This window comes from Bosea sp. (in: a-proteobacteria), assembly GCF_023953965.1.
Classification (GTDB): domain Bacteria; phylum Pseudomonadota; class Alphaproteobacteria; order Rhizobiales; family Beijerinckiaceae; genus Allobosea.
Genome location: NZ_JAMLIX010000001.1, coordinates 1,784,677 through 1,798,197, shown reverse-complemented (window position 1 = coordinate 1,798,197; position 13,521 = coordinate 1,784,677). Strand labels below are relative to the sequence as shown.

Here is a 13,521-nt window from a genome sequence, read left to right as displayed (position 1 = left end):
GGCATGGACGCGACACGCAAGCGCCGCTGGGCCCTGCCCGACCGCTGGAGCGTGCTGGTCGTGCTGGCCTTCGCGCTCCTGGCGGTCCTCAACCTGATGCCGCTGATCTGGGGCGTGCTGACCTCGTTCAAGTCGCCGCCCGACCTGTTCCGCTTCCCGCCCACGCTGTTCGGCTTCACGCCGACGCTGGAGAACTACCAGCGCGTGATCGAGAGCGGCTTCCTCGGCAATATGAGGGTAAGCCTGTTCTACAGCGGCACGACGGTCGCCGCCACGCTCGTGCTGGCGCTGCCGGCGGCCTATGCTTTCGACCGCTTCGATTTTCCGCTGCGCCAGCCCCTGTTCATGCTCGTCGTCGCCAGCATCCCGCTCTCGCTCGGCGCGGCGGCGCTGCTCATCCCCAACTACCTCTATTTCAGCCGGCTCGGCCTCACCAACGCCTGGTACACGCTGCCGCTGATCTTAACCGCCCACCAGCTGCCGATGGCGATCTGGATCATGAAGGGCACGATCGAGGGCATCCCGCGCGAGCTCGACGAGGCGGCGGTGGCCGACGGCGCCTCGCATTTCGAGGTTTTGCGCTTCGTCATCCTGCCGCTCACCAAGCCGGCCTTCGGCGCCGCCGGCGTCCTGACCTTCGTCGCCTCCTGGAACGAGTTCGTAGCCGGCTCGGTGATGGTCGACAGCCCGGCGCTCAGGCCGATCCAGCCGGCGATCTACAACTTCATCGGCTTCTTCGGGCGCGAATGGGGGCCGCTGACGGCTTCCGCCACGCTCGCCATCCTGCCGATCCTCATCGCCTTCGCCCTGCTCGGCCGCCTGATCGTCTCAGGCCTGACCAAGGGTTCCGTCAAGGGATAGACCATGTGGGACTATATCGTCGTGGGCGGCGGCAGCGCCGGTTGCGTGCTGGCCGGGCGCCTGTCGGAGCGGCGCGAGAACCGGGTGCTGCTGATCGAGGCCGGCCGCGACCTGCCGCCCGGCCGCGAAGGCTCGGCGGTGCGCGACATGTATCCGGGGCGCGCCGCCTTCGATCCGCGCAACCATTGGCCGGGGCTGATGGTGACCACCAGGCCGTTCCAGGAGAACGCGCCCGCTTCCGCAAGGCGGCTCTACGAACAGCCGCGCCTGATCGGCGGCGGCTCGAGCATCAACGGCCAGATCGCCAACCGCGGCACGCCCGCCGACTACGACGAATGGGCCGCGCTCGGCGCCACCGGATGGGATTGGGCATCCGTGCTGCCCTTCTTCAGGAAGCTCGAGCGCGATCTCGATTTTTCGGGGCCGCTGCACGGCAAGGACGGGCCGATACCCGTCCACCGCATCCCGCACGCCAGATGGCCGGGCCTGTCGCTTGCCGCCGAAGAGGCGCTGAACGAGCTCGGCTTTCCGGCGATCGGCGACCAGAACGGGGTGTTCATAGACGGCCATTTCCCGATGACGCTGTCCAACGACGGCACCCACCGGGTCTCGGCGGCGATGGCCTATCTCGGCGAGGAGGTACGCCGGCGCCCCAACCTCACGATCATGGCCGATGCCCAGGTGCTGGCGATCGCCTTCGAGGGCAGGAAAGCGGTCGGCGTGCGCGTTCGCTGGCATGGCGGGGACGAGACGTTCACCGGCGCGTCGATCGTCGTCTGCGCCGGTGCGCTGCATTCGCCCGCCCTGCTGATGCGCTCAGGCATCGGGCCGGCGGCGGCGCTGAAGCGCCTCGGCATCGGCTGCATCGCCGATCTTCCGGGCGTCGGCGGAAACCTCCAGGAGCATCCGGGCATTTCGCTCTCGGCCTTCATCCGGCCCGGCCAGCGGCTTGGCGGCGAGACGCGCCGGCACATCCATCTCGGCCTGCGCTACTCCTCCGGCGTCGAAGGCGGCCAGCCTTCCGACATGTTCATGATGTTCGCCGCGAAATCGGCCTGGCATCCGCTCGGCCGCAAGATCGCGACGGCGATCTCCTGGATCAACAAGGTGCATTCGACAGGCCATGTCGAGCTGGCGAGCGCCGACCTTGCGGCGGAGCCCACCGCGACCTTCAACTTCCTCAGGGACGAGCGCGACCTCGCCCGCCTTTGCGTGGCGGTGCACCTGATGGCGCGGGTCTTCGCAACCAGAGCGATGGCGCCCGCCATCGCTCACGCCGGCCCCTCGAGCTATAGCGGCTTCGCCAAGTCGCTCGGGCGCCAGACGCTGCGCAACTACCTGCTGACCGCGCCGGCCGCGGCCGCGATCGATCTTCTGCCGCCGCTGCGCGATGCTTTCTTCAGAACGATGGTCTCGGGCGGCGTCTCGCTCGCCGACCTGCTGACGGATCGGCAGGCGCTCGAGACTTACGCGCGCGATCACGCCTTTCCGCAATGGCACGCCTGCGGCACCTGCCGCATGGGGCGGGCGGACGACGCGATGGCCGTCGTCGATCCGGCCGATGGCCGCGTGCACGGCTGCGAGGGCTTGCACGTCGCCGACGCCTCGATCATGCCGACGGCGCCGCGGGCGAATTTGAACATTCCGGTGATCATGATCGCGGAGAAGATCGCGCAGTCGATCGGCGAAGGCGCGAGGCACTGACAGCGCCGATACCCGGCAGCCTCAGAACCGATAGGTCAAGCCGGCCACCGGGCCTTGCAGCGTCGTGTCGAAGACGCGGCCGCCCGAGCGGTAGTCGGCTTTCAGGATCTTGTATCCGGCCGAGATCGACAGATGGTCGGTCAGGACGTAATTCGCCGTCGCCAGCACCTGCCAGGTCAGCCGCGAGCCTACGCCGAAGCCACCGATATCGCCCTGGGCCTGGATCGAGAACCGGTCGGTCAGCCCATAGAAGGCGCGCAGGCCGACGACCGGATCGACCCAGCCGAAGCTCTCGCGATGGGAAATCGCAAAGGGTCCATAGCTGACCGTGACCTTGTTCGAAACGTTCCACAAGCGCGCGCCGGCGAGCAGGTCGAGCGTGAACGGCGCCGTGTCGACAATGCGGTATCCGGCCTGCAGCGACGCGTTGATCTGCCGCGCGTCGAGCTTCGCCGAGAGGCCGCGAACCGGGCCGAAGATCGGAACGCGCTCGATCGCATGGCTCTCGCTGGTGTCGACCAGCATGGCGTCGGCGGAGACGACGAAGCGGCCGTTGCGGTGCCAGACATGCAGGAAGCCGCCGAAGTTCAGGTTGTCGAGGACATCGCCGAAGGATTTGCTGATCCCGATCGTCGGCCCGGCCCGGAAGGGCGCGATATCGCCGTGGATGCCGCTCGCCCAGAGATAGGGCGAGACCTGCAACGCCCAGCCCGGGGAAGCCGGCGCGGCCGGCGCGGGCTCGGGCGCCCTGGCAACCGGATCGGCCGCCCCGGCGGCCCCCGCCCAAGCCATGGCGCCGGCGATCAGCGCGCCGCGAATGCCTTCATGCATAATCCGCCCCCGTTTCATGCCGCCAGCGTATTCTTGTAGATTTGCCCGTCCTTGACGATCAGGCGGAAGTTGCGATCGGGGTCCCCGATCAGGGCGATATCGGCCAGAGGATCGCCGGCCACGGCGACGATGTCGGCGAGCGCGCCCCTGGCGAGCACGCCGAGCCGGTCCGGATAGGGATTGCGCCCGCCCGACATCGCCAGAAGCTCGCCGGAATGGCTCGTCGCCATGCGCAGGACCTCGGCCGGCTCGAACCAGCGCGCGAGCTTGGCGAGCTGGCGGCCCTGGCTCACCGTTCCCCGCGGCGAGAACAGGATGTCGGTGCCGAACGCCATCCTCACCTTGTGCTTGCGGCCGAGCTCGAAGGCGCGCGCCGTGCCCTGCGCGATCTCCTGCTGCTGGGCGCGCTGGACGGGATCGGATTTCGGGTTGGCGTCCTCGTCGTCGAGAAACGGCTGGATGCTCCACCAGGCTCCGGCATCGGCCATCATCCGCACGGTCTCTTCGTCGGCGAGCTGTGTGCAGGGCGGTGAGAAAACCATCCAGTGAAGCGCCTGCGTTTGTGCGGGCGCGGGCGGCGTAAAAGTCGTCCACTGGATAGGCTGATCCCTTTCGGGGTCGGCGGGGATGTTCGCTGTGGAGGTCTACGCGGCGGTTCGCGATTTCGTTTTCAATCAGAAGCAGAGCCGACGGGAAGCGGCTCGCGTGTTCGGGCTGAGCCGCGAAACGATCGCCAAGATGTGCCGGTTCTCGATCCCTCCGGGCTACACGCGCACGAAGCCGGTCGAGAAGCCGAAGCTCGGTCCGCTGCTGCCGGTGATTGAGGCGATCCTGGACGGAGACCGGGCGTCTCCGGTGAAGCAGCGCCATACGGCGAAGCGGATCTTCGAGCGGCTGCGGGACGAGCACGGCTTTGCCGGCGGCTACACGGTGGTGAAGGACCATGTGCGGCTCTGCCGGGCGCGGGGCCGCGAGACCTTCGTTCCGCTGGCCCATCCGCCCGGTCACGCCCAGGTGGATTTTGGCGAGGCGCTGGCGGTGATCGGCGGCGTGCGGCAGAAGATCCACTTCTTCTGCCTGGACCTGCCACAGTCGGATGCCTGCTTCGTGAAGGCGTATCCGCGCGAGACGACGGAAGCGTTCCTGGACGGTCACGTCTCGGCTTTTGGCTTCTTCGGCGGTGTGCCGCTGTCGATCCTCTATGACAACACCCGCATTGCGGTGGCGAAGATCTGCGGCGATGGCCGGCGCGAGCGGACGCGGGCCTTCACGGAGCTGGTGAGCCACTATCTGTTCCGGGATCGGTTCGGGCGCCCGGGCAAGGGCAATGACAAGGGCAAGGTCGAGGGGCTGGTGAAGTATGCCCGCTCGAACTTCATGACGCCGATCCCTTTGGCGGCGAGCTTCGCCGAACTGAACGCGATGTTGGCCGAGCGCTGCCGCCGGCGACAGGACGAGCGGGCCGGCCGGCATGCCCAGACGATCGGAGAGCGGCTTGTTGCCGATCTCGGGGTCTTGCGCCCTTTGCCGGCAGTGCCGCTGGAGCCGTGCGAGAAGCGTGGTGCGCGGGTCTCGTCGACGGCGCTGGTCCGATATCGGTCGAACGACTACTCGGTCCCGACGGCCTATGGCTTCCAGGACGTGGTGGTGAAGGGCTTCGTCGAGGAGGTCGTGATCCTGTGCCGGGGCGAGGAGATTGCCCGCCATCCCCGCAATTACGGGACGGGCGTGTTCGTCTCCGATCCGCTGCACTATCTGGCGCTAATCGAGGAGAAGCCGAACGCCCTCGACCAGGCCGCGGCCTTGCAGGGCTGGGACCTGCCCGAGGCCTTCCAGCACCTGCGCCATCTCCTGGAAGCGCGCATGGGCAATCGCGGCAAGCGCGAGTTCATCCAGGTGCTGCGGCTGCTGGAGGCCTTGCCGCGCGAGGTCGTGAGCTTCGCCGTCGGCGAGGCGATCCGGCTGGGCGCGATCGGCTTCGATGCGGTGAAGCTGATCGCGCTGGCGCGGCTGGAACGGCGCCCGGCCCGTCTGGATCTGGCGGCCTATCCGTATCTGCCGAGGACTACGGTGAAGACGACCTCGGCGGCCGATTACGCCGTGCTCCTGCCGGGAGCCGCGGCATGACGGGCTCGGGGAAAGAGACGATGCCGGCGGGCACGACCGCTGGAACGCCGCAGGTCCTGCTGGCGCACCACCTCAAGCAACTGAAGCTGCCAACCGTCCTGCGCGAGTACGACAAGGTGGCACGGGAATGCTCCCGCGACGGCGTCGATCATCCCCGCTACCTGCTACGGTTGGTCGAGCTCGAACTGATCGACCGGGAGCGGCGCACGGTCGAGCGGCGGATCCGGGCGGCGCGCTTCCCAGCGGTGAAGAGCTTCGACACCTTCGACTTCACGGCGATCCCGAGCCTGAACAAGATGCTCGTGCTGGAGCTGGCGCGCTGCGGCTACATCCTGCGCCGGGAGAACATCATCGCGCTCGGCAACAGCGGCACCGGCAAGACCCATGTCGCCCTCGCGCTCGGGCTGGCCGCTTGCCAGAAGGGCTTCTCCGTCGCCTTCACGACGGCGGCTTCGCTGGTCAACCAGCTCCTCGAAGCCCGCGACGAGAAGCGCCTGCTCAGGCTCCAGCGCGAGTTGCAGGCGGTCAAGCTGCTGATCGTCGACGAGCTCGGCTATGTGCCGCTGTCGCCGACCGGCGCCGAGCTCCTGTTCGAGATCTTCTCGCAACGCTACGAGCGCGGCTCAACCATCGTCACCTCGAACCTGCCCTTCGAGGACTGGACGTCCGTCCTGGGATCGGAGCGCCTCACCGGCGCGCTGCTCGATCGCCTGACCCACCACGTCAGCATCCTCGCCATGAACGGCGACAGCTACCGCCTCAAACAATCGGCCGGCCGCCGGCGCGCCTCCGCCGCGGCGGGGCAAAAACAGACCACCGCCAACGAAGCCGATCCAGAAACCGGCGAGATCATCCCCTGATCAATCCCGACAGCGCGATATGGCAGGGGCCCCGATCGGGGCCCCTGCCATATCCGCCACCCTCAACGCCAGTGGCCTGCTTTTACTCCGCCACGCTGGCCTGGAATCCGACCGCCGTTGACACGTCGAGATCGGCAGCTTCGAGAAATTCAACGCCCGGCAACGCAGCCTGCAGGATGACGCGCAGACCCGTGCGGTAGATCGCGTGTTCGTCGGCAACGACAATCCTGACCATGGTTGGTGCAGCCGATCCGGTCACCCTGTGACTGTCGCGAAGCGACTATGCTCGGCATCGCGTGCAGAGGCTCCACGTCCCCATCGCGTTGTAGCGGGCATGCCCATTCAAGTCGCTATACCCTTCAGGACAGGAACCGCGCGCACGGGCGGCGATTAATTCCTGGGGCGCCAAGTTGATTACTCCGCACAGAGCCGACGCCGCACAAGGGTCGGGAAAGCGTAAAGCATGGGGCCGAAACGTGGAATCCACTTTTCGGAGCAACCCGTTGCCAAGGCAAAAGCTTAGATCACGGCTTTGCGCCCGACGGATCGCAGGACGATCCGGATCGTTCCCGAGTTTCTCCGTAACGCTCTAATCTATTATCTTATTGCATTTCCTTCACGCCAACCGGTACCCACTTCGCTCAAAAATGGTCTAGTCGACGTCCTGCGGCACCAGGAACCAGCCCTGCTCGGCTCCATATCTGATGATGTCCAGACGCGAGTGCAGCAGCAGCTTCTTGCAGGCCCTGTACCGATAGGTTTCGACTGATTTGACCCCCAGACCGATGCGGCGTGCGATCTCCTTGTTGGAGTGGCCGGTCGCAGCCAGGCGCAGGACCTGCGCCTCGCGATGGCTCAGCGCGCCCGCCGGAGGGGGAGCCGAATCCCGGACGCATCGCTGCGCCTGCCTGCGCACCCATTCGGAGCGGAACTCTTCCAACTCGGAGTCGATGTAGAGGCCGCCGCCCTGCACGGTCTTGATCGCCTGGATGACCTTGTCGCCGGGTGACGACTTGAGAACATAGCCGCGAATGCCGGTCCTCAACGCATTCTGGACGTGGCCTGGATCCTCGAAGTGGGTCAGCATCACGATCCGCGTTTCGGGCGCTGCCTCGAAGATGCGCTCGGCCAGCGCGACACCGTTCATTCCCGGCAGTCCCATGTCGAGCACGACGACGCCCGGACCCCGTTCCCGAACGAGCGCAAGCGCCTGGGACGCGGATCTGGCTTGTCCGGCAAGTTCGAAATCCGGCACGCCGTCGAGAAGAGCCGCAAGCCCGGCCAGCACAACCGGATGGTCGTCGACCAGGATGACGCGCACCGTCACGGCACGGTCGCCCGCTTGTGCAGCAGGTGGCCAAGCGGCACGCTGGCCGTGATGGTCGTGCCCTTGCCGGGATGCGCGTCGATCCTCAGCGATCCGCCGATGTCCCTCACGCGCTGCTGCATTCCCCGAAGACCGATGCCGTGCTCGCCCCCCGCGTGCCACAACGGCTCCATCAGGAAGCCGGGCCCGTCGTCGGCGATCGCGAGAGAGACGGATTCGATGGAAAATTCGAGGGTCAACGCCAGGGTTTGCGCCTCGGGCGCGTGCCTGACCACGTTCGTCATGGCCTCCTGGGCGACCCTGTAGAGGGCGCTTTCGATGGGCACCGGCAGCGCTTCCGGCACCGCGCCCCTGCTCACGAAAGACGGGGCGAGGCCGCCATCCGCAGCGAACGAAACCACCGTCGCCTCGAGAGCCCGCACCAGACCCAATTCCTCGACGATGCGCGGCCTGCCTCCGATCACGGCGCGGTGAATTCTGCGTCCAACGTCGAAAACATGCTCTTCGATGGCACAAAGACGCTCTCGCTCGAACCCGAGCGCGTCATCCCGCAGCTTCCTGACCTCGGCGAGAACCACGGCCATTTCATGTCCGACCTGGTCGTGAATATCACACGCGATACGCTCGCGTTCGTCGGCCCTGACGAGTTGCATCTCGGCATGGAGCTCCCGTTTCTGCTCCTCGGCGACCCGCAGCGCCTCGGCCAGCAACGCCAGTTGCTCGCCGAGGCGCTGGCGATCGCGCCGCAACTCCTCGATCTGCCGAAGCGCGAGCCGACCTTCCGTTTCCATCATCCCATCATGCACCGTCGCTATCGCAGCGTCGCGCATGGAAAACAGGCGCAGCAGAATAGCCACCACCCCGGGCCGCGAGGTCAGCACGCTGGCGCGGCATTGAAACTCGCTGACATCGCCGTGCCCATCGAAGCTGAGCTTCATCATCGCCGGCGGCCGCAGGCTCGAACAGCGGGTGAGATAATTTCTCAAGGTGCCGGCGGGGCTGACGCAGAGATCGAACAGCGACGAGTCCCGAGCGGCGCGCGGCAGTGCCAGCCGAGCGGCGCGATTGAAAGCCCGGACGTTTCCGTCACCGGAAACGATCAACGACGGCTCCTGATAAACTTCTATATCGAGCTCATTCTGGATCGGCAGGTGCATCATCTCGAGAATATTCCCTCTTGCCCGGACGTCGTTCCTTTCGTCGCCAATGCATCAGGGTGCGGCCTCTCGCACCGTTCATCGCGGCCGCTTCCCACGGGCCGCTGGTCGTTTCGCCGGAGATCGCTCCCCTGGCGCGCGACGTCGCGATCGCGTCGCATGTCGCCTCGTTCTTGCCGGATACAGTCACGATCATTGACCTCCCGAGCGGAGCTTTGCGGGACCAACCTTATCCAAGTCTCAAACTGGGACCGAAATCACAAAGACAGATGCAGTTCAGACGCGGCGTCCCAAATCTGAGACGCCGGCTCAGGGTCAGCCTGCGAGCCGCTTCGGCCGAGGCCCTGTCAACTTACGCCTTCTGTAAGAACATTTCATTTAATTTCGCTCCAACGCGTCGGGCGACATCGAGGTCTGGTCAACACGAAAACGTGAAACGGCATCGCATGCGTGCCGCTACGGTTCGAAAAGGCCACTGTCCTCTCCCCTGCGACAACACCCTCGACGGCCATGTGATCACCCGTGCAGATCGGGCCAAGCAAATCACGGGCCACGCGGCGACCGGGACGCCATGAGTTTGCGAAGCCGTCTCCAGGCGAAGGGCAGGAAGCTCTGCTCGGAATGGTCGATGGGCGTGGGCAGGACGAGGCCGGGATCGATCAGCATTTTCGCGCCGGTCATCTCCGCGAGCCGGCGGTTGAAAACCAGATGCTCGCAGATGCTCCGCCCGGACCGCAGGTAGCTTCCCAGGCGATAGACCTCGGCGCGATAGAGGCACAGGCCGTTGAAGCTCGACGCGCACGCAATCTCGCGATCGTCGGTCAGCGCCTGCTGGTGTGGGTAGATCCGCGAGCGGAAGAAACGATAATAGCTGAAGATATTGCCCCGGCTCGCGGCCAGATCGTCGAGCAGCGTCTCGAACGATCGCCCTTCGTCCTGAAAAGCCAGGAGATCGTAGTAATGGGGTCTCGAGGTCGCCGACACGCCGAAGATGCCCGGCCGGTCGAGCTTGGCGGCGGCCTCGATCAGGGCCGTGGCGGAAGGCGGCCTGGCGAGGACGTTGTCGAGGTCGAGGACGCAGACGATGCGCGGCTCGAGCCGCGAAGCATCGAGCTCCATCTTGATCCGCTCGCGGCCGAGAGCCATCCGCGCGAGCCGATCCGGGATCTTCGCCATGAAGGCCGTCGGCACCAGCACGAGCTGGCCGGCCGCCTCGGCGCGCTCCAGCAAGGCCCGGGTCCCATCGCGCGAACCGTTCTCGCCAACGAAGGCGGCAAGGCTCAATCCCCTGGAGCGCAGCGCCGCGAGCAGATCGAGAAAACGCGGAATCGTCGGCGCACAATCCCGGGCCAGGGACAGGAAGGCGAAGTCGCACCGCCTTGTCGTCGTGAGGCCCTCAGGCATCCGGGCTCCGGATGGCGATCAGCGATTTGGGAAGGAGGAAGACGTTTTCGGTCAGGATCCGCGCATCCGGAAAGAGCTCGGCGAACTGGGCGCGATCCAGCATCGAAGTGCCCTCCACGATCTGCATGGCCCAATTCTACCCTTGCCGGCGCGCGCATGCCTGCGCCCCCAAGGGCTGAACGGCGCGAGCGTCGGGACTACGCCGATCGGATGATGGTCGTGGGGCCGGGATCATTTCGGCCGGACGAGGTGCCCGTTCGTCTCCTGGCCGAGATTACGGAATCGTTCGTAGGAGACCACCGCGTCCCCCCAGGCGAAAGCGGGCGACGCCGCCGCCCGGCGCAGCACATAGGTGTTTCGATCGAAACGGTTCCCGCCGGTTTCGATGATCCCGAAATTCGGGTTCGATCTCGCAACGTCGCTGGCGCCACCCGAAATGCCGGCTTCGCCATCATAGATGATTTCATTGTCGTGCACGGCGTTGCCCACGGTCCTGTAGAGCAGCTTTCCGGCTCCTGCTCCCGCGGCAGGCCGCCCGATGCGCTCCCGGGCCTGATCGACGAGCACGATTCCGGCGCCGCCCTCCGCCACGGTGACGGAATTGCCGTAGACCTCGACGCCCTCCGATGCGGCGATCTGGATGCCGGCGCCCCAGATCCAGGCGCTGCCCTGCTGGCCGCCCCGCCCCGTGCCGTTGAAGCGAACGATGTTGTTGCGGATGACGGCGCCGAAGCTGATCTCGTAGAAGATGCCGGCATCGGCGTTGCGCTCGACCCGGTTGTCCTCGATCAGGATGTCGCGGCAGTCGACGTCGCACCATAGGCCGGACCCGAAATTGTCGTGCACATGGTTGCGGCGCAGCGTCAACCGCTCGACCGCTCCCGCCTTGACGCCGCCGGCCTCCCAGGCGGCATCGAAGCCGAGGATGTTGTTCGCGTAGATCTCGTTGTCCTCGATCACGACATCGGCGCCGTTGGGCGAGATCCCGAGCTGGCCGTTATGATGGACCTTGTTGCCGCGAACGATGCTGCGCTCGCCCGTCGCGATCCCCGATCCGCTGTTGAGGCGAACCTCGTTGTTCTCGATCAGCCAATCGGTCGCGCGCGGATTCTCATCGCCGAAGATCGCGCCCTGCTGGGCCGGCGTCGCATATTTCTCCACGATCAGCCCTCTGACGGTGACGCGGCGCGCCCCGTCGTTGCGGAAGGCATAGGGCTGGCGCGTGTGCTCGAGCCTGCGGCCGCCCGGATCCTGCGCGAGATAGAATCGGTCGGACGACGCGTCGCGGAAGACCATGCCCTTGCCCAGATCGGCGAGGGTGGCGACCGGTTCCAGCGGCTCATCGTCGAGGAAGAAGCGCTCGGGGTCGTTGCAGCGCGGGCGCGACCTCAGGCAGGTACCGAAGGGAGGAAGGCCCGGCCTCGCGGCCGAGCCGATCCAGAAGCGCCCCTGCTGGCGCAAGCCGGTGATCGGCTCGGCTCCGGTCAGCACCGCTCCCGGCTCGCCGATGAAGACCTGCCCGTCCTTCGGCACGATGAGCTGTGCCCGGTGTATCCCTGCCGCGATGCAGAACGTCGCCCCCGGTGGCGCCTTGGCGACGAGCGCCGGAATGGAGGCGCCGACCGGAACCGGAATCGCCGAGGCCGGGCAGGAGCCTTCGGCGGCTTCGGCAGGCCCGCCGCCCAGATGGCCCGCGGCCAGCAGCAGGGCGGCGCCGCCGATGCCTGCGCCGGCGCGTCGTTTCGCGCGGGAGGCCGCGGTCATCTCGACCACAGGCAGCCCCCGATAGATCATCAGCGAGCCCAGGCCGATCCCGAACAGGATCCAGAACGGAATGCCGAGCATCGGTCCCTCGAGGGCGACATCGAAGGACGCGTCGATGATGATCGCGGCGAGATAGCAGACGAGGAAGACGAAGTAGCGCGACCAGTCCCGGTCCCCGCATCGCCAGGCCAGGCGGGCGGCGCGCAGCAGCGCCGCCATCCAGCTTGCGAAGGTCATGAGCCAAAGCGCCAGGCCCGGCACCCCGCCCCTCGCCAGATAGGTCATGTGGACGCTGTGCGGGCTGCGCAATGTCGGCCCGCCGCGTTCGAGGCCGACGACGAACCCGTCCGCTTCCGCCAGGTTCACGCCGAAACCCTTGCCTGTCCAGAAATAGGGGCCGTGGAAGGTGTAGTTGCGGATCGCTTCCCACCAGCTCAGCCGCCATTGCTTGGTCCCGTCGAGATTGTTGGCGTCGCTCGATGCGGCGATGCTGGCGATGTTGTCGACGACCGCACGGGCGCTGATCGGCCTTTCGCCCCTGGGCAGATCGATCTCGATATCGGCCACATAGGCGGCGCCCATGACCAGGGCGACGAGCCCCCCCATGGCGACGAAGCGGCGCAACTGCCCGGTGAACACCATCGCGACGATCAGGGGCAGCATCAGGGCCAGCATGCCGCCGCGGCTCTGGCTGGCGATGAGCAGCGCGGCCCCGACGCAAACCACGAGCCAGACGCGCCCCACCCTGCACAGCCCGACGAGAACCAGGACGAGCGCGCCGCACAGATGGGCGGCCAGTTCCCCCGAGCGAACCGAGACGATCTCGACATCCTGCCCCGGAAGCTTCGGCAGCGAGGTGCCGGCGAACCGCGCGACCAGATAGGCCGCGATGGCGATCGGGATGAGCACGCGCGCGTGAATCCTGAAATAGCCGACGACGGTGGCGAGCCTTGCCGGCTTCTCGACCAGCAATGCGGCCACGATGAAAGCAAAGCCGGCATAGAGGGCGACGGCTCCGTCGCGCAGGGCATTGACCTTGTAGCTGCCGAGGCCCTGGAGGGTTCGCAGCAGGACCCAGCCCATCAGCAGGGCCGCGCTGATGGCCGGCAGCGTGGCCAGAAGCGTCACGGCGCTACCCGAGGCGAGCAGGGCCAGGATGCCGAGGCAAAGCAGGATCTCGCCGATGAAGACGGGCGGCACGCCGAGATAGGCGAAGCTCTTGCCGAACAGGACATATCCCGCAAAGCCGAGCGCGAGGAGCGGAACATAGCGGTCCGTCGCCCGCCGATCGGGCCGGCCCGCCGCCTTTACCGATGAGATCCCGGCCACGATCCGGCTCCTTCGTGCGTCCGCGCTCGCCCTCGGCCGAGACTAGCGCGGGAGGCATGCGCGGCAGGATGGGCTTTGGAGGTAGCCACGCCCTCCGGTCCTGGGGCTCACCCACCTTGCGGGTAGTCCCGATGCGCAGCGCAACGGCCGCGACGGC

General features: G+C 66.7%; 12 protein-coding genes. 4 read left to right on the top strand and 8 right to left on the bottom strand.

Annotated features, from left to right (window positions below; translation table 11 throughout):
- Window positions 1–3 precede the first annotated feature (3 nt).
- Both M9917_RS08270 and M9917_RS08265 read left to right on the top strand, forming a co-directional pair.
- The gene (locus tag M9917_RS08270; RefSeq protein WP_297252621.1) at window positions 4–861 is read left to right on the top strand and encodes a carbohydrate ABC transporter permease; all 858 of its coding nucleotides are present in this window, start codon (window positions 4–6) and stop codon (window positions 859–861) included.
- Window positions 862–864: 3 nt separating this feature from the next.
- Window positions 865–2,565: a GMC family oxidoreductase gene (locus M9917_RS08265; protein WP_297252619.1), complete on the top strand. Its 1,701-nt coding sequence runs from the start codon at window positions 865–867 to the stop codon at window positions 2,563–2,565.
- A gap of 21 nt (window positions 2,566–2,586) precedes the next feature.
- Here the strand turns inward: M9917_RS08265 and M9917_RS08260 are convergent, their stop codons facing one another.
- Both M9917_RS08260 and M9917_RS08255 read right to left on the bottom strand, forming a co-directional pair.
- Window positions 2,587–3,396, bottom strand: a complete 810-nt coding sequence (locus tag M9917_RS08260) for a hypothetical protein (protein WP_297252617.1) — start codon at window positions 3,394–3,396, stop codon at window positions 2,587–2,589.
- Between the two features lie 14 nt (window positions 3,397–3,410).
- Window positions 3,411–3,938, bottom strand: a complete 528-nt coding sequence (locus M9917_RS08255; RefSeq protein ID WP_297252615.1) for an amidohydrolase family protein — start codon at window positions 3,936–3,938, stop codon at window positions 3,411–3,413.
- An 85-nt stretch (window positions 3,939–4,023) separates the two neighbouring features.
- Here M9917_RS08255 and istA point away from each other — a divergent pair, with 85 nt between their 5' ends.
- Both istA and istB read left to right on the top strand, forming a co-directional pair.
- A complete protein-coding gene (istA, locus tag M9917_RS08250; RefSeq protein WP_297250232.1) occupies window positions 4,024–5,523 on the top strand; it encodes an IS21 family transposase in 1,500 nt (499 codons plus the stop codon).
- Window positions 5,520–6,383 carry an IS21-like element helper ATPase IstB gene (gene istB / locus M9917_RS08245; RefSeq protein ID WP_465246306.1) on the top strand — a complete coding sequence of 288 codons (864 nt, stop codon included), beginning with the start codon at window positions 5,520–5,522 and terminating at the stop codon, window positions 6,381–6,383. The genes istA and istB overlap by 4 nt, the downstream gene beginning before the upstream one ends.
- An 82-nt stretch (window positions 6,384–6,465) precedes the next feature.
- On the opposite strand, the gene M9917_RS08240 is transcribed toward istB, so the two are convergent.
- The 6 genes from M9917_RS08240 to M9917_RS08215 all read right to left on the bottom strand — a co-directional run bounded on the left by M9917_RS08240 (window position 6,466) and on the right by M9917_RS08215 (window position 13,364).
- Window positions 6,466–6,618 carry a helix-turn-helix domain-containing protein gene (locus M9917_RS08240; RefSeq protein ID WP_297252613.1) on the bottom strand — a complete coding sequence of 51 codons (153 nt, stop codon included), beginning with the start codon at window positions 6,616–6,618 and terminating at the stop codon, window positions 6,466–6,468.
- A gap of 417 nt (window positions 6,619–7,035) precedes the next feature.
- Window positions 7,036–7,710 (bottom strand): response regulator transcription factor, encoded by a 675-nt coding sequence (locus M9917_RS08235; RefSeq protein WP_297252611.1) that lies wholly within the window; start codon window positions 7,708–7,710, stop codon window positions 7,036–7,038.
- Window positions 7,707–8,870, bottom strand: a complete 1,164-nt coding sequence (locus M9917_RS08230) for a sensor histidine kinase (RefSeq protein ID WP_297252609.1) — start codon at window positions 8,868–8,870, stop codon at window positions 7,707–7,709. Before M9917_RS08230 ends, M9917_RS08235 begins: the two co-directional genes overlap by 4 nt.
- A 540-nt stretch (window positions 8,871–9,410) precedes the next feature.
- Window positions 9,411–10,271 carry a glycosyltransferase family 2 protein gene (locus M9917_RS08225; protein ID WP_297252607.1) on the bottom strand — a complete coding sequence of 287 codons (861 nt, stop codon included), beginning with the start codon at window positions 10,269–10,271 and terminating at the stop codon, window positions 9,411–9,413.
- The gene (locus M9917_RS08220; protein ID WP_297252606.1) at window positions 10,264–10,398 is read right to left on the bottom strand and encodes a hypothetical protein; all 135 of its coding nucleotides are present in this window, start codon (window positions 10,396–10,398) and stop codon (window positions 10,264–10,266) included. Before M9917_RS08220 ends, M9917_RS08225 begins: the two co-directional genes overlap by 8 nt.
- A gap of 104 nt (window positions 10,399–10,502) precedes the next feature.
- Window positions 10,503–13,364, bottom strand: coding sequence for a right-handed parallel beta-helix repeat-containing protein (locus M9917_RS08215; RefSeq protein ID WP_297252604.1), 2,862 nt, complete (start codon window positions 13,362–13,364; stop codon window positions 10,503–10,505).
- Window positions 13,365–13,521: the final 157 nt, after the last annotated feature.